Source organism: Anaplasma capra, from assembly GCF_025628805.1.
In the GTDB taxonomy this organism is placed as follows: Bacteria; Pseudomonadota; Alphaproteobacteria; order Rickettsiales; family Anaplasmataceae; genus Anaplasma; species Anaplasma capra.
Window position 1 is genome coordinate 1 of sequence record NZ_JAOTBG010000009.1, and the last position, 22663, is coordinate 22663.

Annotated in this window: 18 protein-coding genes; 8 read left to right on the top strand and 10 right to left on the bottom strand. The window is 49.4% G+C overall.

Annotation, left to right across the window (positions count from 1 at the left end; all coding sequences use genetic code 11):
- Positions 1-101 precede the first annotated feature (101 nt).
- Together OC187_RS03215 and fumC are read right to left on the bottom strand one after the other, a co-directional pair.
- A complete protein-coding gene (locus OC187_RS03215; RefSeq protein WP_262998233.1) occupies positions 102-509 on the bottom strand; it encodes a hypothetical protein in 408 nt (135 codons plus the stop codon).
- A gap of 227 nt (positions 510-736) precedes the next feature.
- Complete coding sequence (gene fumC, locus OC187_RS03220; protein ID WP_262998232.1) at positions 737-2125, bottom strand: class II fumarate hydratase; 1389 nt, start codon at positions 2123-2125, stop codon at positions 737-739.
- A 175-nt stretch (positions 2126-2300) separates the two neighbouring features.
- On the opposite strand from fumC, the gene OC187_RS03225 reads away from it, so the two are divergent.
- Both OC187_RS03225 and OC187_RS03230 read left to right on the top strand, forming a co-directional pair.
- Complete coding sequence (locus tag OC187_RS03225) at positions 2301-2966, top strand: phosphopantothenoylcysteine decarboxylase (protein ID WP_262998231.1); 666 nt, start codon at positions 2301-2303, stop codon at positions 2964-2966.
- 12 nt (positions 2967-2978) lie between these two features.
- Complete coding sequence (locus OC187_RS03230) at positions 2979-4325, top strand: dihydroorotase (protein WP_262998230.1); 1347 nt, start codon at positions 2979-2981, stop codon at positions 4323-4325.
- A gap of 32 nt (positions 4326-4357) precedes the next feature.
- Here the strand turns inward: OC187_RS03230 and glmM are convergent, their stop codons facing one another.
- The 3 genes from glmM to radC form a co-directional block, all read right to left on the bottom strand.
- Positions 4358-5716 carry a phosphoglucosamine mutase gene (gene glmM, locus OC187_RS03235; protein ID WP_262998229.1) on the bottom strand — a complete coding sequence of 453 codons (1359 nt, stop codon included), beginning with the start codon at positions 5714-5716 and terminating at the stop codon, positions 4358-4360.
- Positions 5717-5752: 36 nt separating this feature from the next.
- Positions 5753-6379 carry a lipoyl(octanoyl) transferase LipB gene (gene lipB / locus OC187_RS03240; protein WP_396124717.1) on the bottom strand — a complete coding sequence of 209 codons (627 nt, stop codon included), beginning with the start codon at positions 6377-6379 and terminating at the stop codon, positions 5753-5755.
- A gap of 135 nt (positions 6380-6514) precedes the next feature.
- Complete coding sequence (gene radC / locus OC187_RS03245; RefSeq protein ID WP_262998228.1) at positions 6515-7210, bottom strand: RadC family protein; 696 nt, start codon at positions 7208-7210, stop codon at positions 6515-6517.
- Between the two features lie 227 nt (positions 7211-7437).
- On the opposite strand from radC, the gene OC187_RS03250 reads away from it, so the two are divergent.
- Together OC187_RS03250 and groL are read left to right on the top strand one after the other, a co-directional pair.
- On the top strand, positions 7438-7725 hold the full coding sequence (locus tag OC187_RS03250) for a co-chaperone GroES (RefSeq protein WP_262998227.1): 288 nt from the start codon (positions 7438-7440) through the stop codon (positions 7723-7725).
- A 47-nt stretch (positions 7726-7772) separates the two neighbouring features.
- The gene (gene groL / locus OC187_RS03255; protein WP_262998226.1) at positions 7773-9428 is read left to right on the top strand and encodes a chaperonin GroEL; all 1656 of its coding nucleotides are present in this window, start codon (positions 7773-7775) and stop codon (positions 9426-9428) included.
- A gap of 172 nt (positions 9429-9600) precedes the next feature.
- Here groL and OC187_RS03260 read toward each other — a convergent pair whose 3' ends face one another.
- Complete coding sequence (locus OC187_RS03260) at positions 9601-10380, bottom strand: SDR family NAD(P)-dependent oxidoreductase (protein WP_263008596.1); 780 nt, start codon at positions 10378-10380, stop codon at positions 9601-9603.
- A 211-nt stretch (positions 10381-10591) separates the two neighbouring features.
- On the opposite strand from OC187_RS03260, the gene clpB reads away from it, so the two are divergent.
- Complete coding sequence (gene clpB / locus OC187_RS03265; protein WP_262998224.1) at positions 10592-13192, top strand: ATP-dependent chaperone ClpB; 2601 nt, start codon at positions 10592-10594, stop codon at positions 13190-13192.
- Between the two features lie 115 nt (positions 13193-13307).
- Here clpB and OC187_RS03270 read toward each other — a convergent pair whose 3' ends face one another.
- The 3 genes from OC187_RS03270 to OC187_RS03280 form a co-directional block, all read right to left on the bottom strand.
- On the bottom strand, positions 13308-14945 hold the full coding sequence (locus OC187_RS03270) for a hypothetical protein (RefSeq protein ID WP_263008597.1): 1638 nt from the start codon (positions 14943-14945) through the stop codon (positions 13308-13310).
- A gap of 234 nt (positions 14946-15179) precedes the next feature.
- Positions 15180-16175, bottom strand: coding sequence for a hypothetical protein (locus tag OC187_RS03275; RefSeq protein ID WP_262998222.1), 996 nt, complete (start codon positions 16173-16175; stop codon positions 15180-15182).
- 103 nt (positions 16176-16278) lie between these two features.
- Complete coding sequence (locus tag OC187_RS03280) at positions 16279-17028, bottom strand: protocatechuate 3,4-dioxygenase (RefSeq protein WP_263008598.1); 750 nt, start codon at positions 17026-17028, stop codon at positions 16279-16281.
- A gap of 606 nt (positions 17029-17634) precedes the next feature.
- Here OC187_RS03280 and OC187_RS03285 point away from each other — a divergent pair.
- Positions 17635-19128 carry a leucyl aminopeptidase gene (locus tag OC187_RS03285; RefSeq protein ID WP_262998220.1) on the top strand — a complete coding sequence of 498 codons (1494 nt, stop codon included), beginning with the start codon at positions 17635-17637 and terminating at the stop codon, positions 19126-19128.
- Between the two features lie 15 nt (positions 19129-19143).
- A complete protein-coding gene (gene purN / locus OC187_RS03290) occupies positions 19144-19794 on the top strand; it encodes a phosphoribosylglycinamide formyltransferase (protein ID WP_262998219.1) in 651 nt (216 codons plus the stop codon).
- A 50-nt stretch (positions 19795-19844) separates the two neighbouring features.
- Here purN and OC187_RS03295 read toward each other — a convergent pair whose 3' ends face one another.
- Complete coding sequence (locus OC187_RS03295) at positions 19845-20627, bottom strand: phosphoribosylformylglycinamidine synthase subunit PurQ (protein WP_262998236.1); 783 nt, start codon at positions 20625-20627, stop codon at positions 19845-19847.
- 103 nt (positions 20628-20730) lie between these two features.
- On the opposite strand from OC187_RS03295, the gene mnmG reads away from it, so the two are divergent.
- Entirely contained in the window at positions 20731-22659 is a 1929-nt protein-coding gene (gene mnmG, locus OC187_RS03300; protein ID WP_317619008.1) for a tRNA uridine-5-carboxymethylaminomethyl(34) synthesis enzyme MnmG, read from the top strand.
- Positions 22660-22663 lie beyond the last annotated feature (4 nt).

Below are 22663 nucleotides of genomic sequence, written 5' to 3' on the forward strand. Positions count from 1 at the left end.
CTGTAGAATCTTCGTTACGAAGCTCCCTCCAGGTTTTAAGGTATGCACAGCTAGGAAACAGGCGCACCAAAAGGCCACCTTCACAAGAGAAGCGTATAATATCAACCACCCTCAGCAGCAGCTGCACCACCAGATGGCTGGCTGCTACCACTCGAAACAGTAGAAGTACTGCCACCACCGGAGTCACCGCCAGAAGGACTCCCGCCACTACCGAGTACAGCCCTCTCGAGCCTCAGGATTCTCTTTTTCATGATCTTAAGATCGTCCTCAATCCTTCGATGCACGCGCTCCTCCAGCTGCTCAACCACACGGTCGTACAACTCTCCACCTACACTATCAGCAGCTATCTGACCCACAGTATCACTACCTACACTCGAGGCCAGAACCTTCTCCTGCATTTTCATTATGGAGGTAACCACGTCATCGAAGCGGCCCTCGCCGAAAACTTCCTTAACGCTCCCTATACACTGCCTAATAATCTCTTTGTACTGATCATCATCCACAGCCATAAAAACGCCACCGCGACACAACAAGAAGCCCGATGGTAACACGTAGCCAAAAGAAGATCAATTACAATGTGATGCAAAGTCAGCGTGCTGCAGTAGCAGAGGAATTCACGCCTCAACCCACGCGCCGAGCCACAAAACAAGCTGGAGCAACATAACCCGAGAGCATGCCACAACAATAACGAAACCGACCTGTGCTCTGTGCACAACCTTGGTCATGCTTCCCGCCCTCAATCAGGCGAGATCATCTTCTTGGGATCAACTATGGCGTCGAACTCTTTGTCGTCAACCAAACCCAGCTTAGCCGCCGCATCCTTGAGAGTAACCCTGTGCTCAAACGCAAATTTCGATATTTTTGCTGCGTTGTCATAACCTATGTGTCTATTCAGGGCGGTAACCAGCATCAGCGACTGGTCCAGTAGCACAGATATGCGTTCCCTATCCGCCTCTATGCCGTTTACGCATTTTGTCGTAAAGCTCATGCAAGCATCGGCCAGTAGCCTAATAGACTTGAGTATATTGTACGCAATCATGGGTTTGAACACATTCAACTCAAAATGCCCATTGGCCCCACCAACAGAAACTGCAACGTGATTACCCATCACCTGCGCACATACCATAGTGAGTGCCTCACACTGTGTGGGATTCACCTTACCTGGCATGATTGAAGACCCCGGTTCATTCGCTGGAAGTATTATCTCCCCTATTCCGCACCTGGGTCCAGAAGCAAGCATTCTGATATCATTTGCTATCTTCATGCAACCTACGGCAACGGTATTCAGTGCGCCGCTCAGCTGCACCATGGCGTCGTGCGTTGCAAGCGCTTCGAATTTGTTCTCTGCAGTCACAAACCTCGCTCCGGTGATATCAGAAACTTCCTTGGCAAATGCTTCAGCAAAACCCCTCTTGGTATTTAAACCAGTACCCACACCAGTTCCACCTTGTGCCAGCTGGTACACGTCGACCATCGCGGACTTAACCCTTTCAATGCCCTTTCTCACCTGGTACTCATACCCGGAAAACTCCTGCCCAAGCGTGAGGGGAACTGCATCTTGCAAGTGGGTACGACCCGTCTTCACTATATCTGAAAACTCCTCAACTTTTCCCCCCAACGCACTGCGCAGCATCTCCAAGTTTGGCAACAAGCGCTTCTCCACCTCAATCGCCGCAGAAATGTGCATAGCAGTCGGAAATACATCATTAGAAGACTGCGAATAATTAACGTGATCGTTGGGGTGCACAGGGGATCGACTGCCTATTTCCCCGCCTAGAATTTCTATAGCGCGATTTGCTATTACCTCATTGGCATTCATGTTTGTCTGGGTACCCGAACCAGTCTGCCATACAACAAGGGGAAATTCCCCGTTCATCTTGCCATCTATAACTTCTTGTGCAGCAGCACATATGGCTTCCCCCACAGATTTTTCTATGCTTCCATTTCTCATGTTTACCCGAGCAGCCGCGAGTTTTACCACACCAAGTGCCCACACCAAAGGCATGGGCATTCTTTCTTCTCCAATTTCAAAATTTGCCATAGAGCGCTGCGTCTGCGCACCCCAGTAGTGTTCCGCAGGTACTTCAACGCTCCCCATGCTATCAGACTCAACTCTAACCCTCATATGCACCCCAGCGGCTTACCATGCCGCATTATATACTAGACTTGCAAACCACGTCCACCACCAACTTGCCAACTAATTTGTCAAGTAAGTTCACTAAAATCTACATGTATCTTGCAAGATCTAACAATAGCGTTACCATTCCGCATGTTATCTGTATTTACCGTTATAGGATTGCATGCGCGACGTGCTGATTACGGCAGGGGCCACAAGGGAATATGTGGACTCCATACGTTACATAAGCAATGGCTCATCTGGAAGGCAAGGGTATGCGCTTGCTGAGTGCATGGGACGCATGGGCTGGAATGTGAAATTAATATCCGGACCCGCACATATAACACCCAATCACGAGCTATACGAGGTTTTACACGTCGAAACCTCAGCACAAATGCTGGAAGCCTGCCTGGGCTCTCTACCTGTGGATGTTGCAATATGCACCGCCGCAGTTACAGATTGGATACCGCATCGACATCCAAATAAGCTAAAAAAATGCTCTATTGATTCTATAAGCATGACGCACAGCCCTGACATAGTGCGATGCATCAGTATGTCAAAAAAACGGCCAAAGCTAGTTATTGGGTTCTGTTTGGAGCACGAAAATCTGATAGAGTCATCTAAGGAAAAGCTTGCCTACAAGGGTTGCGATTGGATCATTGCAAACAATCAGTATGTAACGGAGAAAGAGCAGACAATGGGCAGTGCCTACAACAAGATATCGATAGTGAAAAGGGGCTCAGTACAGCATTTCCAGGTCATGACCAAGCAGGAAGTCGCCAACCTACTCACGCAGAAGATTGTTGACTATTTTAGTAGTTCAACAGACAATGGCACGCAGTCTGGGTAGGCATAGTTGTGTATGGTGCAGGGGGGAGCTTTGTGGGAATTGCTCGGCAGCGGCCAGTACCCAGGATATGTAGTAGCCTACGTGAACGCCAGGGTTGTTGACCCCGGATCTGGCACCGATGCCCCAGGGTATGTCATAACGAACGGCAGGGAGATTGCCGATTTTGGTTTTGGTATACCACCAGCTGGTGACTTTCGATCCACCGCGGATGAAGTGGTTGACTGCGGCGGTCATGTGCTCATGCCAGGGATAGTGGATATACACGTACATCTCAGGGAGCCTGGTGGTGAGCATAAGGAAACCATAGATACTGGAAGTAGGTCTGCAGCTGCCGGAGGGGTGACTACGGTTGTTTGCCAACCAAACACTTCACCTCACATAGATAGCGTGATTGTTGCAAAATATTTGAAGATGAGGGCGCTGGAGAGTTCTTGCGTCAACATAGAATTTTACGGATCGATAACTAAGCCATGCGGTTCCCTATGTGATATGGTCGCCCTGCGGGAGGCCGGCGCCCTAGGATTCACTGACGACGGGTCGCCTGTTATGAATTCTCTGTCTATGAAGCGTGCTTTTGAGTGTGCCAGCACTTTGGGTGTCGTGGTTGCCCAACACGCTGAGGACTGCCATCTTTCGGATGGAGGGTGCATTAATGAAGGAAAAGTCTCTCGAGAACTTGGATTGAAAGGGATATCTGATTTGTCTGAGAGCATCATTGTTAGCCGCGATATAGAGCTGCTGCGTGGGGTTCCAGGCGCACACTACCATGTACTACACGTATCCACAAAGAAGTCCCTTGCCCTGATACGCGCTGCAAAGAATGAGGGCCTGCCGGTAACGTGTGAGGTCGCCCCTCACCACTTTGCTCTGACTGAAGATGCGGTGAAAGAACATGGAACTTTGGCAAAAATGAATCCGCCTTTGAGGACCGAGGAGGATCGCCTATGTATGATCGATGGCCTCAAAGATGGTACCATAGATTGTATAGCAACGGACCATGCGCCTCACTCGCACCACGAGAAGTCTCTACCCATTTCCAGCTGCGCATTCGGTGTGATTGGGTTGGAAACTCTGCTCCCACTTTCACTGGAGCTTTACCATAGCGGAGAGATGAGCCTACTCGACGTCCTATCTAAACTCACATACAAGCCAGCAGACATTGTAAAAATCCCCAGGGGTAGGATAGCCAAGGGCTTAGTAGCTGACTTGGTTGTTCTAGACTTGGAACACGCATGGACCGTAGACGTTTCAAAGTTTGCTAGCAAATCAAAGAATTCACCCTTCCATGGCAGGGCCGTAAAGGGTAGAGTACTGCGAACTGTTGTCTCAGGAAAAACGGTGTACACGCAGCCCCAGTAGGCCCCGCGCTGATTCCCCTGGCGGTGCCAGGTTCACTGCATCCCCATATCGGTGCTGTCCATCGCGTCAAGCTCACAGAGTCTGATGGAAAGCTCATCCGCAATCAGCTCCACCAATTTGGAGTCTTCCCCTTCAACCACAAACCTTATTAATCGTTCTGTACCGGATCTCCTAAAGATTATCCTTCCATTGACCCTTTCCAGTGCGTTTTCCATGTCCAGTATAGTAGGTCTAATCAGCTGCTCTATACTGTCAAATTCTCTGCTATATGGTACATCCCTATGCACTCTGGGCATGGGCACAAAACCGCTGAATATTGAGCTTGCACTCTTACCCTCCAGCAGCATTATAGACAAAATTTGCAGAGCGGCTATCAGACTGTCACTAGTTGTGGAATGCTCCCATAGAATAATATGGCCAGATTTCTCCCCTCCAATGCTGCACGAGTGCCTTCGCATCGTATCTACTAGGTGACGGTCACCAACCTCAGATCTGTGCAACCTAACACCCAGATCCCTTACATAACTATCCATTGACTTACTAGACATGGTGGTCACGACTGCATCGGTGACGGACTTGGTCGCGCGCAAATGCTTAATTATCGAGGCTATTACTTGGTCCCCATCGATAAGCCTCCCCATTTCATCACACACAGTAATGCGATCCGCGTCTCCGTCCAGGGCAATTCCAATATCTGCACCTTCCTCGAGCACCCTCCTGATCATACCCTCAGGGTGCAAGGACCCACAATTGTCATTGATATTAAACCCATCGGGCTCATTCCCAATAACCACCACATTGGCTCCTAGCTCCCAAAGCACTTCACCACCTACGTGGTATGCGGCACCGTTCGCACAATCTATAACCACCTTCACACCGGATAGCTTGAGCTTCTTGGGAAATGTACCCTTCACAAACTCTATGTATCTTCCCACTGCACCAGCTATTCTGTGCACCTTACCCATATCACAAACTTGCGCCAGGCTACAGCCCAGCCCGGTGCGCACATTAGACTCAATAACCTCTTCCAGCGCGACAGGCAGTTTTATCCCCTTGCTATCAAATATCTTCACCCCATTATCTAAACACGGGTTATGCGAAGCGGAAATCACAATGCCCATGCTGGCACGTAAACTTCTGGTCAACATGGCTACAGCTGCAGTAGGCATAGGTCCTACCAAGCCGACGTTAACCCCCATTGACACCAGCCCAGAAACCAGCGCGGATTCCACCATGTACCCAGAAATCCTGGTGTCTTTACCAATAACTACCTTGGCACCGGCTTTCCTGGCCTCAAACCCCAGAGCCATACCAAGTTTAAGTATGGTCTCGGGATCCATAGGATAGACATTGGCCCTGCCTCTTACTCCATCTGTGCCAAAAATACCCACAGTCAGTACCCGTCGTTTTGGGTGTACATATGGAACCTAGTCCGGAAAAACTTTTCGGAATTGCCTCTTAAGCGCGGCATCAACGTCCTCAAGACTGAGAGTGACCCCCAAGCTTTGTAGTGACGTAACTGAAGTGCTATGCAACCCACATGGCGCAATTCCCGTATAACAATTAAGGTCAGTATTGACATTCACTGAAAACCCGTGATAGGTAACCCAGCTGCGTACCGCTATTCCAAAGGCAGCTATCTTTTTTGCCGGACCGGAGGCAGGGCGCACCCATATACCCACGTTGTCATTGTCAAAGTAGCTATTTACACCAAATTCCGCAAGGGTGCCAGCTACCCATAACCCCAAGTTTCGTACATACAAACGCACATCTTTCCTTTCGCGACGCTTTAGATCCAACATCACGTATACCACCCTCTGCCCTGGACCGTGATATGAACATCTACCGCCACGAGTGGTGCGTACCACAGAAAACCGGCTCCCACACGGTAACTCCTCTTCCCTAACACTCGTACCAGCAGTATACACGGAAGGGTGCTCGAGCATCCAGATTGCCTCTGGCTTCTTGCCTTTCACAATATCACTAACTCTAGAAACCATGCAGTCCACAGCTTTCCTGTAGTCCACTAATCCATCAAAAGTATGCCACTCCAACAAGAACTCCCCCCCCCCCGCACGCGCGTGCAGAAATGCGGGATGTAAATTTAGGAAACAAAACCTAACATTCTAACAGAGCAAAACAGTGAGGTCAACTTACCGCGCATAGCTGGATACAACCTACCCACAGGCTCACAAGAGGCCGTTGGTCTTAAAACTATAGTGTTTCCTCGGGGTCACGATTACATGATCTACCAACACTATATTCACGCTGGCACAGGCAGCCTGTAGCTTGTTAGTAATATTTATATCGGCATTGGATGGCTTTGGGTCTCCGCTTGGATGATTGTGCGATATAACAATGCATGTAGCACCATGGAACAGAGACTTTTTGATCACCTCCCTGACATACAACGGAGTCTCGTCAACAGTACCCGTGTTCTGTATTTCGTCTGCAATTACACAATACTTCTTGTTGAGGTATAAAACGTAGAAGTTTTCCACACTAGAGTTCCCTATTTTCACCCGAAGATAGTCCAACAACTTGTGCCATTCGTTTATTACGGCACCGTGCTTTACTTCACCCTTGAGCGTGCGTACTAGCGCTTCCCTCACACATAATATCGCAGCAACCGATGACTCTCCCACTCCATCCACTCTCTTAAGTTTGGCCACGTCTGCGTGTATCACACCGGAGAGAGTGCCAAACTCCCCAATGAGCCGCTTCGCAATGGGTTTGAGATCCACACGATTTCGGGCGGAGCACAAAATTAGTTCCAAAATCTCGTAGTCTAGTAGGCCACTTCCTTCACCGGATAACAGTCTCTCTCTAAGCCTTGCTCGATGCCCATATCTGAGCTGTTCACACTTCGAATCATCATCACGCATTTTACCACCTTGGAAATTATCCAATAAGTTAATAAATAAACTAAAAGCCTCGTGGAAAAAATCCTATGCATTATGACAATGCATGCAAGCCATGATACCTTCGGTCAAAAAACTAAAAAAAAATTACCAAGCAAGGTCAGCAACTCTTGAAATCCGATTTTCCGGTTCATATATAACCGCCAAAGTTATCGTGACACGATCAGTCACAAAATGTTCGGAGGACAGTTATGAAGCTAGCTATGTTGCATGATAATGTATTAGTTGAGGCCTTGGAGGATAGCGGGGGAGATTCCCCTATACAACTTCCAGATTCAGCTAAGAAGAAGCCCACGCGGGGCAAGGTTGTGTCCGTGGGGCCCGGTGCTTCAAACAACAGTGACGGCAAGACGGTGCCCATGTCAGTAAAGGTGGGTGACGTTGTTTACTACCGCCAGTGGGCTGGAAATGAAGTAGAGCTCGAGGGGAAGAAGTTCATAGTCATGAAAGAAAGCGACATAATCGCTAAGGAAGCGTAGTCCCGCGTACCGGTTTGTTTGTTAAGTTTGAATTTAGGAGGTTATAAATGGCGAATGTTGTTGTTACGGGCGAGGCGTTAGACAAGTCCATTAGGGAGGTGGTACGCATTCTAGAAGATGCCGTCGGCTGCACTGCTGGTCCAAAGGGGCTTACCGTTGCTATCAGTAAACCCTACGGGTCCCCGGAGATTACCAAGGACGGGTACAAGGTAATGAAGAGCATCAAACCCGAAGAGCCTTTGGCGGTCGCGATTGCAAACATAATCACTCAGAGTGCTTCGCAATGCAACGATAAGGTGGGCGACGGCACCACTACGTGTTCCATACTCACCGCAAAGGTTATAGAGGAAGTTGCTAAGGCCAAGGCTGCTGGCGCTGATACCATAAGCATAAAAAATGGGATTCTGAAGGCTAAGGAAGCCGTACTTGCCGCCTTGCTGTCAATGAAGCGCGAAGTTGTGTCTGAAGATGAAATAGCGCAGGTTGCCACCATATCCGCAAATGGGGACAAAAACATAGGTAGCAAGATAGCGCAGTGCGTCAGAGAAGTAGGGAAGGACGGAGTAATAACGGTTGAGGAGAGCAAAGGGTTCAAAGACCTCGAAGTTGAGAGAACAGACGGTATGCAGTTTGATCGCGGATACCTTTCTCCTTATTTCGTGACCAATGCCGAGAAGATGCTGGTAGAGTTTGAGAATCCGTACATCTTCCTGACCGAGAAGAAGATTAATCTTGTGCAGAGCATATTGCCAGTCCTGGAGAATGTTGCTAGGTCCGGTAGGCCGCTGTTGATAATTGCAGAAGATGTAGAAGGTGAGGCACTTAGCACGCTTGTACTGAACAAGCTCCGCGGGGGCCTCCAGGTAGCAGCTGTTAAGGCACCTGGCTTTGGTGACAGAAGAAAGGACATGCTGGGTGATATCGCTGTAATAGCGGGTGCCAAGTACGTGGTGAACGACGAGCTTGCAGTGAAGATGGAGGATATAACCCTAGAAGATCTGGGTACAGCTAAAAACGTCCGGATCACAAAGGACACTACCACAATCATAGGAAGTGTGGACAGCAATGCCGATAGCATCACGAGCAGAATTAGCCAGATCAAGTCTCAAATTGAGGTCTCGTCTTCTGACTACGATAAAGAGAAATTGAAGGAAAGGTTGGCTAAGCTCTCGGGCGGAGTTGCCGTGCTCAAGGTTGGCGGCTCTAGCGAAGTTGAAGTAAAAGAGCGTAAGGACAGGGTTGAGGACGCTTTGCACGCAACCAGGGCTGCAGTTGAAGAGGGTGTGGTACCCGGAGGGGGAGCTGCGCTGCTTTACACACTTGCATCTTTGGATGGCGTAAAGGGAAGGAGTGATGATGAACAGCTCGGTATCAACATAATCAAGCGCGCTGTTTGCGCTCCGATCAAGAGGATCATCAAAAACTCTGGATCTGAGGAAGCTCCGTGCGTCATACAGCATCTTTTAAAACAGAATGACAAGGAGCTCATCTTTAACGTTGATACCATGAACTACGCGAACGCGTTCGCTTCCGGAGTCATGGACCCTCTCAAGGTAGTCCGTATCGCGTTTGACTTGGCTGTATCTCTCGCAGCTGTGTTCATGACCTTGAACGCAGTAGTTGTGGATGTTCCAAATAAGGAAGATGCACCAGGTGGGGCTGCCGGAGGCATGGGAGGCATGGGAGGCATGGGAGGATTCTAACCCGCCCCAAACCCAAAAAAGCGAGAAACTCCCGGCCACGCGCGAGATCGTGTCCGGGGGTTTCTAACGGCAGCGCTGCCTACGACAAGCCCAGCCATTGCTTGTGAGGGTCGCGTGTTGCCTGCCTCCACGGCGGGGAAGCGGTGAGATGTCCGTTTTGGGCGCTGCTCAGCTATTCAAACGCACCACTTGGATCCTGAGTGTCACTGAAGCCTTCTTCATCGTTTGGAGTCAGCTCATATACTTGGCCGGTAACACAGCACTCCTCGGAAGACAGCTCCACAAATTTATCTGTCAGGCTATCGGGCGTTGGCAACTGAGACTGTTGGTGCACAGAAAAAATCCGAGAGTATATGTTACTATCAACACTGCAAGGGTAGACTGTATTCACACATAGTTTGCTGTGCTTAGTCTCCGTTGCATACACCTGCACCATAGCCTCCAAGGCAACCTTGCTCGCAGCGTAGGGCGCGAAGTAGGAGTAATTAAGCAGTGACCCTGCGGCATCGGACGTCACAAATACGGCCCTACCGGCCTTAGAACCCTTAAGCAGGGCGTCAAAGTGTCGTATGAGATACCAATTGGCAAAGAGATTAACGTTCATGACCTCTTTCCATGCTGACAGTTCATACTCCTGCACGGGCCCAAGGTTTCCAAGCACCGCAGCCACAGAAACCAAAATATCCAGGTGGCCAAACCTGGTCTCTATAGAGAGAGCTAAATTCTTGACGCTCTCATAGTCCTGAATGTCGATCGGAGCCAGAATCGCTTCACCCCCGGATTCCTGTATACCGCTACACAGTGCCTCAAGCTTGCGCACATCCCTAGCAACCAAAACTACTATGGCGCCCTCCCTTGCAAATCTCCTGGCCACGGCAGACCCAATCCCACCGCAAGCACCAGTAATTAGCGCTACCTTATCCTGCAAGCGACCAGCTACCATACCCACCATTCAAAACCCCAAAACACGAGTGAGGATGGTAAGTCCTATTCAAGCACTTGACAAGAAATATAGTTCATGCTCATCTCCGCCGCATAATAACACAAATGCGTGAAGCAAGAATCCTGGTTGAGGGCCTTGAAAGTTTTTTCTGAAATTCCATACAAATTTAGTAGAACATGACATATATCTTTGCGTAGATAGATTTAGATATGTGGCTGCAATGGATTTGAACAAGTTTACTGAAAAGGCAAGAAACTTTGTAATGCAAGCACAAATGTTTGCAGTATCTTCCGGGCATCAGTCTCTACTTCCAGAACACCTACTGAACGTAATGCTGGAAGAAGATGATGATATGATAGAAAGCCTAATATCCTCATGTGGAGCCAGTATCAGCAAGGTCAAAAGCGCCCTACTTGCATTGCTTTCAAAGCTGCCAGTAGTGAGTGGCTCAGGAAGTGGGCATCTGAGCCTTTCTAGGGAAATGGCAAAAATCTTAGACGAGGCAGCAAGCCTAGCAAAGCGTAACCTGGATTCATATGTAACGGCAGAACGACTACTTCAGGCTATTGTCACGGCAGAGAGCAGCGTGTCAAAAATGCTTATGAACGAAGGAGTAACGCCACACAAGCTAAACGCCCTGATAGAGAAAATGCGAGACGGAGTAAGAGCTGAAAGCGAAAATGCGGAGCAGCAATTCGACGCACTGAGAAAATATACACAAGATTTAACCGAGCTCGCAGCACAGGGCAAGATAGATCCAGTAATTGGAAGAAGTGACGAGACAAGGCGGTTAATTCAAGTCTTATCTAGAAGAACCAAGAACAACCCAGCACTAATAGGAGAACCTGGCGTGGGTAAAAGCGCAATAGTAGAGGGACTTGTGCAGTCCATAGTTTCCGGCAATGTCCCTATGTGGCTCCGCGACGCAAAGGTACTTGCCCTCGATTTGGCGTCACTCATAGCTGGAACGAAGTATAGGGGAGAGTTTGAGGAAAGGCTAAAGGCCGTAATAACAAAAATAATTGCCTCTAATGGCAAGATAGTGCTGTTTGTGGATGAGCTGCACATGCTGGTAGGCGCGGGATCCACAAGCGGTTCTATGGACGCATCAAACATACTAAAACCCGCCCTTGCCAGAGGAGAAATACGCTGCATTGGTGCCACTACACTTGATGAGTACCGCGAACACATAGAAAAAGACTCTGCGCTTGCAAGGAGGTTTCAGCCCGTATTTGTTGCGGAGCCAACTATTAGTGACACAATTTCCATACTCAGAGGGCTAAAGGAAAAATACGAGCTTCATCACGGTATACGAATCACTGATAGCGCCATGGTCGCTGCAGCAACGCTATCAAACCGCTATATTACCGATCGCTTTCTGCCCGACAAGGCTATAGATCTGATAGACGAAGCCGCAAGTCGAGCAAGGATTGAAATAGACAGCAAACCAGAAGTTATAGACAGCATAGACCGCAAGATAATGCAGCTCAAAATAGAGTCTGAAGCTCTAAAAAACGAAAATAATGAAGCATCAAAGCAGCGTCTTGCAGTAATACACGAGGAGCTCAATGAGCTGGGCGCAGAATCCGCGGATTTAAACAGCAAATGGCAGGCTGAGAAGGTTAAAATCTCAAAAATGCAAGAGCTCACAGAGAAGCTGGATGGCGCACGTATAGAGCTAGAGCAAGCTCAGAGATCCGGAAATCTTTCTCGGGCAGGAGAATTGATGTATGGAGTAATACCATCGCTAGAAGAGGAATTGAAAAAGCATGAAGAAGTAGCGGGTACTATGCTGAGAAAAGAAATAGGCATAAATGACATAGCGGCCATAGTTGCGCGATGGACTGGCATTCCCGTAGAAAATGTTATGAACAGCGAAAAAGAAAAATTGCTCAATATGGAACGCGAAATAGGCAAGAGCGTAATAGGACAAGAAAGTGCAGTTAGAGCCGTGAGCAACGCTGTAAGAAGATCCAGAGCTGGAGTGCAAGATACACAAAAGCCCATGGGATCATTCTTATTCTTAGGGCCAACAGGCGTGGGAAAAACTGAGCTCACCAAAGCACTAAGCGAGTTCCTGTTTGATTCCAGATCCTCATTACTAAGATTCGACATGTCTGAGTTTATGGAAAAGCACTCCGTCGCGAAGCTGATAGGTGCACCTCCAGGGTATGTCGGATACGAACAAGGAGGAATGCTGACAGAAGCAGTCAGAAGAAGGCCATACCAGGTTGTCCTGTTCGACGAGATAGAAAAAGCCCATCCAGATGTCTTCAACATGCTTTTGCAGGTTCTGGACGAGGGCAGACTAACAGACAGCAAGGGCAAGTTGGTTGACTTCAAGAATACAATCTTGGTGCTCACATCAAATATCGGGCAGGAACTACTGGTGCATGGCCCAGTAGGCGAAAGTGCGGAGGTTACGCGGCAAAAGGTGCTAGAGGCATTGGGTATGCATTTCCGCCCAGAGTTTTTGAACAGGCTTGACGACATAATAATCTTCAACAGGTTGGCCCGAGAACACATAGGGCGTATCGTTGACGTCCAGATGTCTTATCTGCAAAAAATAATCAGCGATAAAGGCCTTACATTCACGCTGTTGCCGGAAGCTAAAACTTGGATAGCGGAGCGTGGTTATGATGTGGCTTATGGGGCTCGCCCGCTCAAGCGCCTTATACAGCACAATATACAAGATCAGCTTGCTGAGTTGTTGCTTTCCGGCAAGGTAAGCGCCGGTGACAACCTTGAAGGATTTGTACTAGATGGAGCACTGGCAATACGGCGCAAGGAAACGCCGGAGGCGCAGCATCAGAAAACCTAGTCAACGGACCGGGGCGCCATTTGTAATCCTTATGGTGCGCGCTCAGCGCGGGCAGACGCAACCAGCAATGGCCATGGACCCCCGGCTTGTGAGCCACACTCAGTGATCTCATCACTCAGTAGCAGCACACTGCATCCGTGGCGGGATCATGCACAGGCGCCGTACTACTGACTCCAAATTCACTGTTGGCACTTGCAGAAAAACGGCTGCTCTCCCTATTTTCCCTCTTGCCCAAAATCAACAAAATCATAAATATCACGCCGCGTGCTACAAGGTTGAGCAGCCCAAAATTGGCTACGTTCCTTTTTGCACACTTATCATATAGTATGGTATCTTCCCAGTTGGTTGCCCTCTTTTTCAACGCCCTCACAACATACAGTGAATCGTATACCACCGCTGCAGCAAGAACTGTACCCGAAACTGCAAGCGCGGCTAAGAATCCAACACCAGCGGGATCATGCGCAATACCGCCAAAATATGGCATGTACAGCATCCAAGTAAGCAAAGAACCAAGTACCAGGGTATTAGTAAAAAGTATCTCCAAAAGCAAACATGTCCTACCGGCGATAGCCGATAATTTTCTATGGCCTAAAGCATATAACTCGCTGGAAAGCTGGGAAAAGCACGCTGGCAGCATAAGCAGAGAAGCAGTAACACAGAAAAAAATATCGTAGGCAAACTTACCACCTGAATACGGAATTCGTCTATCCTTGAACTTTTCCCTGGCTACAAATAAGGCGCACACATTGCAGACCGCTGCAGTAAGTATTCCAAACTTGAGCGCGGAACGAGCCACATTGTCGGGAACTTCCGGATTAACAGCGCTTTCCCCGTAGGCAGAATAACAGCAAAATGCAGTTGCCACTATCAGTACGGCTACAGATGACAATACACCAACAAGTGCGGCAACGCTTACGGGATCACTGCGTAACCCAGCAAAAAGTAATACCCTCTCAAACCTCAGGAGGGCAAAATAGGCAATCGTAGCAATAAGAAAAGTGTTGACCAGTAAAACGTGAGAAAGCGCGCTCAGGACACGCACTACCGACATGGCAGTTTTTTTGCGCTCACGATAAAGGTAGTTACACAACAAGGCCAAACATGCGGGAAGTATCAACAAATACGAGGTGCAGTACAAGTAGACCTCGTACGCAACATCCCCGTCATAAACTTTTGCTCGTTTAACATTCTCGCTAGTGAAAAAGGGGCCACTGTACCCGCTGTAGCTGACAAGCGCCGGCATTCCATATAGAATATCTCGGAGATAACTTTGCTCTAGCAATGCGTGACATATGCTACATTTAGTCTCCATGACCATTACATACACAGAATAATACCGCCACGTCATTGTGATGATAGACAGGGGAATGGTGCACATCGCAGCCAAGAAGAGTATGGCCAAGTCTGAATGCGGTATAAAAAAATCGGCCAGCAGGTGGGGATATTTTCTAAAGATGACTAGTAAAAGCTTAATGCATATGAGCCCCCTGGTCAGTGCGGAGTGCAAGCATAAAAATAACTCCATACTTGCAGCAGCCCCTGCTATCTTGCCCCTTTTGTATAGTTCTTTAGAGATGTAATAAGGAATTAGGGGAAGCACGCACAGTATGGAGCTGCACAACATATACGCCGTGTATACCCTGCTCCGTAAATCATATGCCTTTTCCTCGTCGCAAGCGGAGGTATCCGGCAAGCAATTGAACAAGGCGTTAGCGGGCCCCCCGCTAGCAGATGCGGCAACCTCCGCTTCCATAGGCCGAAGTACACAATTTCACAAACTAAAAAGAGTACCTTCGGAACCAGGGCCTGGACAGGCCGGGCAGACCCCATACACTCGCGGACGCACCCCACCTGAATAGTACCATAAAGCGCGAATAAAACAATCTGCGCGCCCGCTAAACGCCACTAGAAGGACACAACGGCACACCCAAACGGAGGAGCGGAAACTGCGTGTTTTGACGCAGAGCCCCCCAACAAAAACCGCAGATTAATCCCTGAAGAGGCCGAGCTGCGTCCTGGTATCCACGGATAGACCGCTGATACGGGAACTCGCGGCAGCCTCCCTGAAATTCAGCGCAAGAGCCTCTTCGCCGCTACATCTATCGTATATGTAGCATCCAAGAGCGACCAAGGCAGTCGGGACACCAAGCAGCAACTGCTTGTCAGACCTCGCTAGAGAAGACATGCTCATAGAATCCCGAATCTGCTTCCTAAACATCAGATTGAACACCGAGTCATCAACCCTATCATGCGCACCCGCAACGCTACGCCATATAAGGCTGAACGCCCTCCTAGCAGGCAGAGGTTCCTTAATCTGCATGTACCACGAAGCGTAATGCGCACAAACACCCATGACAAGTAGGATAGCAGTTGGAACCAAAGCCCATGCCAACGACATCTCGAAGGAGAGGTGTTGGCCAGTTGCCGGACCCGATATCGCATAGGTAAGCAGAGTGAATACTGCCAAATTCAGCAAGAACACGTGCATGTAGACATACATCTGCCTAGTCGTAGGCGAAAGCAACCTGTGCAGAAGCCCATGACGAACCCTGCCACCTTTCTTCATCTGACTCCAAGGCACGGTACGAGACCATGAGTATTCCGCACCGCTGATTGGCCTAGACAGGACTCGTAACAAAACGATCGGTGCTGTTACCAGGAACACCAGCAACATTGTGGCGCGAACATACCAGCAAAAGAACCTAAACCCAGCGGAGGCAAACTTCCCCTTCGCACCCTTTCTGGGCTTGCGATAGATGCTTGGGACCGCGGATTTGCGGCCGTGAGAGCAATCACCACCACTAAAAATATCCACAGGAGCACCCAGCGATGGGTAGCCACCAACACACTGGCCATCGAACCCTATATCCGGACTCGCACACTTTTTGCCACGCTTGCCAAACTTGGGCATCCTGAAATTCAGACCGCGGGCACTGCCCCCCCCAGTAAGGCAATCATCGTAGCCATCTGGACGTAACGCCATCGACGCATTCCCTTAGAAACACACACTTGCAAGTATACAGGGAACCGCTAGGCAAATCAACTACGCACAGCGCTCTAGGCCTCCATAGATCCTTCGCGCCTATTCAAGAAGCAACATCAATATCGCTGCTACTTTGCTGAGCGGGACCGAAATTCTCAGAAAAAGTCACGTTAAATTCGTACACTCTAACTCCCGTCTCACTGTCTTGGTTAGCCAGCCTCGCAGTGAGAAGTTTCCTCATGGTCGCAGGTATTCTACTGAGATTTGGGTCCTCGGAGTTGCCGGCAAAACCCTCGAAAAACATCTCTGTCTGAAGCTCGGGAAAATCTTTGTGCTTAAGTAGAAAATGCACACGCGGGGACCTCCCCATGTGTTTACCGGGAATCACTGTAACAAAGCTGAAGTTGCCCAGATTGTCCGTGGTTGCCTTACCGGAACCATTGAAGTTTTCATCGTAGGTTATCTCATCCGTTTTGCCAAGGCCTTTTCCAGCAGTGTCGGAGCCAATACTCTTGCCCTTGGTGCTGTACAGACCGCGGGAATCTGCTTGCCATATAAACACGCTAACATTGCTCAGGGGGCGGCACTTCGGATCTGTTACCCTCCCCACTATGTAAACCAGCTCCCCATCAGCAACCACCGAGCTTCCCGATTTGCGCGCTAGATTGTTTGAAAGGTTAAATACATCGGGCATCTCGCTCACATCACTAATTTCAGGAGTTTCAACGCAATTCACAATCACAGGATCGGCCGCACTAGCCCCAAGCGAAAAGCACACCACTAGTACCATCAGTACGGCGGGCACGCAGCCAAGCCCACACAACCCACTACCCAACTTTTTCATCTCCCCCATAACCCACTCCAAAACACAATTGCACAGCCAAACGCGCACGCACCAACCATAAGACGCACAAAGGCGACTAGGCACCAAACACAACCCTCATGCTCGAGGAATCGCCAGGGCTATAGACAACCCACAATAGCAGAAGTGGCAACCCCTGTCAGCACGAAAATTCGCTGCAGCCGATTTGCTAACCCAAACCGAATAGCAAGACACAGCTACGCCGGGATCATACACTCTGCATGGCACCACGGCAAGTTTCTCGCCAAAACACAAAACTCTGGGAGAGGCCAATCTGGCACATTTGTAGACTTGGCTAATGTTCGTGTTGGTACCACTTTTGGATTGTTTGGCATCGGATCGGGGGTACATTACGCGCATAGTTGTTTGCGGCGAGCAATGTAGATCAACAGTGCTTTGCCATGGACCCACACTTGCAGCCTTGTGCACAAGTCTACATCCCAAGCTCCAGTACGTTATTCGCCAAATTCCGGGCCAAAGCCTAAATTTACAGTGCCTAACACTATCAGGATAATGGCCAGCAATCACCTCTTGACATGCTGCGCAATGGTATTAGAATCCGCGCTTGGTGTCTGTATAGCTTATGGGGCCTGTTGTATGGTTAGCATTTCATTTGTCAGTCTCGCCTCCGGTGTTTCTACCTTACTCAAAACTGCAGTGCTTGTTGTGGGAGTCTTCGAGGGTGGCAATACACTTGAGGACGGAGGGCTGCTCCACCCTGAGGAGAAAAAGGCGGTATTCAGGATTAGAGACACAGCAATGTTCTCCGGAGAGTTTGCAAGCACCATGCCGGTGGTACTCGCCCAAGATGGCAGGGTGGTGCTTGTTGTGGGGCTAGGCAAGGAGTCTGACACTATAACAGAAAGCAAGGCCATGGAGCTAGGTGGGGCAATATACTCCGGCCTTGAGAAAATCAAGGCAAAAAGCGCTGCAATTGTGGTTCCTGGCGGCTCAGAGCTCAGAGTGGCGTATGGGGCACTCTTGCGAAGTTTCAATTTCAACCAGTATTTTCGTGATAAGAAATCTGATCATGACTCAGCAGTCAAGGAGATTAGCATGTTAGTCTCTGGGGATCCGGATGCTGCAAAAAAATCTTTTGGCACTCTGAAGGCTGAGGGAGAGTCAGTGTTCTTTGTTCGCGCTTTGACATCAGAACCTGCGAACGTTCTGTACCCGGAGGAGTATGCCAAAAGGATCAAGGAGGAGCTCACTCCTCTAGGAGTTGAGGTAGAGATACTTGACGAGCAGCAAATGGAGCAAGAAGGAATGATGGCCCTTCTAGGGGTTGGGCTAGGAAGCACCAAAGAGTCAAGACTAGTAGTTATGAAGTACTCCGGGGCACCCGGAGGAGGAGCTCCTGTAGCGTTTGTTGGGAAGGGAGTAACCTTCGACACAGGGGGAGTTTCGCTGAAGCCTGCCAAGGGCATGTGGGATATGAAGTATGACATGGGAGGCTCTGCAGTTGTGGTAGGGCTGATCAGAACCCTAGCAGCAAGAAAGGCAAAGGTTAATGCGGTTGGCGTGGTAGGATTGGTCGAGAACGCCGTTGGGGGAGGCGCGCAGCGCCCAGGTGACATCGTGACTTCCATGTCCGGACAGACTATAGAGGTTTTAAACACAGACGCAGAGGGTAGGCTTGTTCTGGCAGATGCGCTGTGGTATACACAGAAAGTATTTTCTCCGAAGTTTATCGTGGATTTAGCAACCTTAACCGGCGCAATATCCGTTGCGCTTGGAAACAATCAGTACGCGGGTCTCTTTTCCAACGATGATTCGCTGGCAGATCAGCTCACAAAAGCTGGGGAGGAAGTAAATGAGAAGCTGTGGCGTATGCCCATGGGTGAGGCGTATGATAAAATGATAGACTCTTCAGTGGCTGACATGCAAAACATTTCCACAAAGGGGCATGGAGCTGACAGTATAACTGCTGCTCAGTTTTTGCTGCGCTTTGTCAATGGGGTGTCTTGGGCCCACTTGGATATCGCAGGTGTTGCCTGGGACAACGATGGGTCTGCTGTGGCTGCTAAGGGCGCGACCGGGTTCGGCGTTATGCTGCTCAACAGGTTTGTGTCCAAGTACTACGAGAGGTAAACATAGTGGAGCGATATGACAGCTGAGAATCGTCTGAAGCTCGGTGTATTGATTTCCGGCAGGGGATCGAACATGGAGGCCATAGCTAAGGCCTGTTCTGACGGCGAGTTTCCTGCTGTCGTCTCGTGTGTTATATCGAATAACCCTGAAGCCGAAGGGTTGTCTCTGGCCCGCAGTCGCGGGCTAAACACTTTCGTCGTTGAGAGAAGGCCTCTGGATACTGAGCGAATCAACCGGATATTACTCGACCACGAAGTTGACCTAGTATGCTTGGCAGGTTTTATGAGCATATTGAGAGAAGACTTCGTCAAAGCGTGGCATCACAAAATAATAAATATACACCCATCTTTGCTGCCGTCTTTCAAGGGTATGCGGGCACAGGAGCAAGCGCTCAAGGCTGGAGTAAAGATAGCCGGGTGCACAGTTCATTACGTTTATCCGGAACTAGATGCAGGACCTATAATAATTCAGGCCGCCGTCCCAGTTATGAGCGGCGACAGCGTTGAAAGCCTGGCAGACAGGATATTGACTGCGGAGCACGCGTGCTACCCCGAAGCAGTGCGGCTTATATCCCTGGCCAAGGTGAAATTGGGCAACGATGGCATAGTGGAAGCCAGTGACAGCAGCAAGCTGTTTCTTTTCCCGTATGCCGCCAGTCCTGCATAACTCACCCGCGGATCGCCATTCCGAAGGCAAAAAGCATTTCGTGTGGCCGGCTAGGCGAAATATCTAACTGCGTTGCAAAAAATTTCAAAGCCATCAGCATATGTGGGTATGGGCGCTCCCACGCGTAGCTTAGCGTCTTTAATGTCCGTCCAGTCATATCGTTGGGTAAAAAACACAGCCCTTTCTGGATGAGGCATCATGAGCAAAGCCCTGCCACTGTTGCCGGACAGCGCCGCAATGTCGTACACCGACCCATTGGGGTTATGTGGAAACTGGCCATCCGCAAACTCTCCATCTGGCCTTGTGTACCGCATCGCAACATTTCCGCGCTCCACAAGCCCGGGCAACACACCATCAACGGCATAAAACTTGCCCTCACCGTGCGCCACAGGTATGTACATCTCATCTATTCCTTCGAGCCACACCGAATGTCCACAGGATTTAACCTTCACCCACCTACACTGATACCTACCTACATCGTTACGCACCAGGGCAACGTCGGGAAAAAACACCCTAAGTAAAATCTGGCAACCATTGCATATACCCAACAGCAATTTGTCATGTTCCACAAACGCCTGCATTTCGTCCTCAAGTCCATGTAGCATGCGTAGCGCAAACGCGTTGCCCGCCCCTGTATCATCACCGTAAGAAAACCCACCCGGTATTACCATAGTGTTGAATTCTCTGAGACGCTTAGGAGCCAGCAACAACTCATTGATGTGCATTATTTGCCCGGAAACTTTGGCGTTTAAATGCCTACCAGCCTCCATAAACGCAAAGAGGGTTTCCTCCTCGCAATTCAACCCATATCCAGACAGAACCACCAAATTCATGTTACGCTTGTATAACGACTTAGACACCGGAAGTGTAGCACTATTTGACACGTCTGATATTACTTTTTACCATCTACTGATTTGATCCATCTGGTTAACAATCGTGCTGGACTACGACGTCGTGGTAGTCGGAGGGGGGCATGCTGGATGTGAGGCCGCGGCTGCCGCGGCGCGCATTGGAGCAAAGACTTTACTCATTACTCACAAAATCAGTTCCATAGGCGAAATGTCTTGTAACCCAGCGATAGGGGGCATCGCCAAAGGCGTTGTGGTACGAGAAGTGGATGCACTTGATGGGCTCATGGGACAGGTGATTGACAGAGCCAGCATACATTCTGCCGTGTTAAACCGAAGCAAGGGTCCAGCAGTTTGGGGCCCCAGAGCGCAGGCTGATCGCGATGCATATAAGAGTGCCATGCAGGAGGTCATTTTGAGCCACAAAAACCTCGTCGTTTTAGAAGCGTCAGTTGTCAACTTCGCAACTGATAACGGGTCGCAACGCCCGCACATCACATCGGTTGAGCTCTCCTGTGGAAAGGTTCTAAGCACGAGAAGGTTGGTCCTGGCCACGGGTACTTTTTTAGGTGGAATGATATATGTGGGCCAAGAGAAGGGCCTCCCGGCGGGCAGAATGGGAGACAAGCCATCCACGAGACTGGCTAAAGCTCTAGACACGCATGGCTTTCGGCTTAGCAGATTGAAAACGGGCACCCCACCCAGAATTAACAAGAACAGCATAGATTGGTCATCAACAAAGGAACAAAAGGGTGATCAAGTCCCCACTCCGTTTTCTTTCCTGTCTGAGAACGTCAGCCTGCCACAGGTTTCGTGTTACATTACCCACACCAATGAAAAAACGCATGAGATCATAAGAAACAACAGGCATCTTGCCGCATCTTGCACATCGCTTGTCTGTGTTGCGGCACCAAGATATTGTCCCTCTATAGAAGAGAAGGTCAGAAGGTTTCCAGAGCATAAAAGTCACCAGGTCTTTTTAGAACCAGAGGGGCTGGATTCTAACTCCGTCTACCCGAACGGCATCTCGACCTCCTGTCCGGTAGATGTTCAATTAGAAATGCTTCGCAGTATACAAGGGCTTGAAAACGCTGAGATGCTTCAGCACGGATACACAGTAGAATACAACTTTGTTGACCCACGAGAATTGCACCAAACGCTGGAGACTAAGAAAGTCAAGGGGCTGTACTTCGCTGGACAAATCAACGGTACAACAGGGTATGAAGAAGCTGCCGGCCAGGGTATTGTAGCCGGGGCTAATGCGGCCCTATCTCTATCTGAAAATTATACCCCATTTGTGTTGAATAGGGGTGCGGCGTACATAGGAGTGATGATTGACGATTTGGTCACGCTGGGCACCAGTGAACCCTACAGATTGTTCACCTCAAGGGCGGAATACAGATTGAGGTTGCGCTCCGATAACGCAGACATGCGACTCACAGAAATGGGGCATGCCGCGGGTTTAGTCTCAACCCGTCGATTCACAGCACTATGTAACAAAAAAAGAGGAATGGACGAGCTTGTGGGCGAGCTTAATCGCATCAGCGTAACTCCAAATGAGCTATCTAAATGTGGCATATCCATATCCCAAAATGGCGAAAAGAAAACCGCCCTTGAGTTACTAAGTTACCCCAACATGGGTATTGACGTATTAACGCAGCTGTGGCCACACTTGAATTCTTTCAGCAGCGCAGTTCTAGATGCAGTTGGCATCGAAGGGAAATACGCACCGTACCTAAAGCGTCAGGAAGCGGACGTAAGATCGTTTCTGGAGGAGGAAAACTCATCCATTCCCCGAGACATGGAATACTCCGAAATCCATGGCCTGTCCAAAGAGGTGCAGGAGAAGTTGCAGGCTGCACAACCGTTCTCTATAGGCGCTGCTAGAAGAATCCCCGGCATAACTCCAGCAGCAATTACCAACATTATAATACACATGCGCTGCCGCGGCAGCGCAACTGCACAAAGAAGCCAGACAGAAACCTGTGGAAGCCGGGCAAGTCACCAAGCTGAGTAGTCCG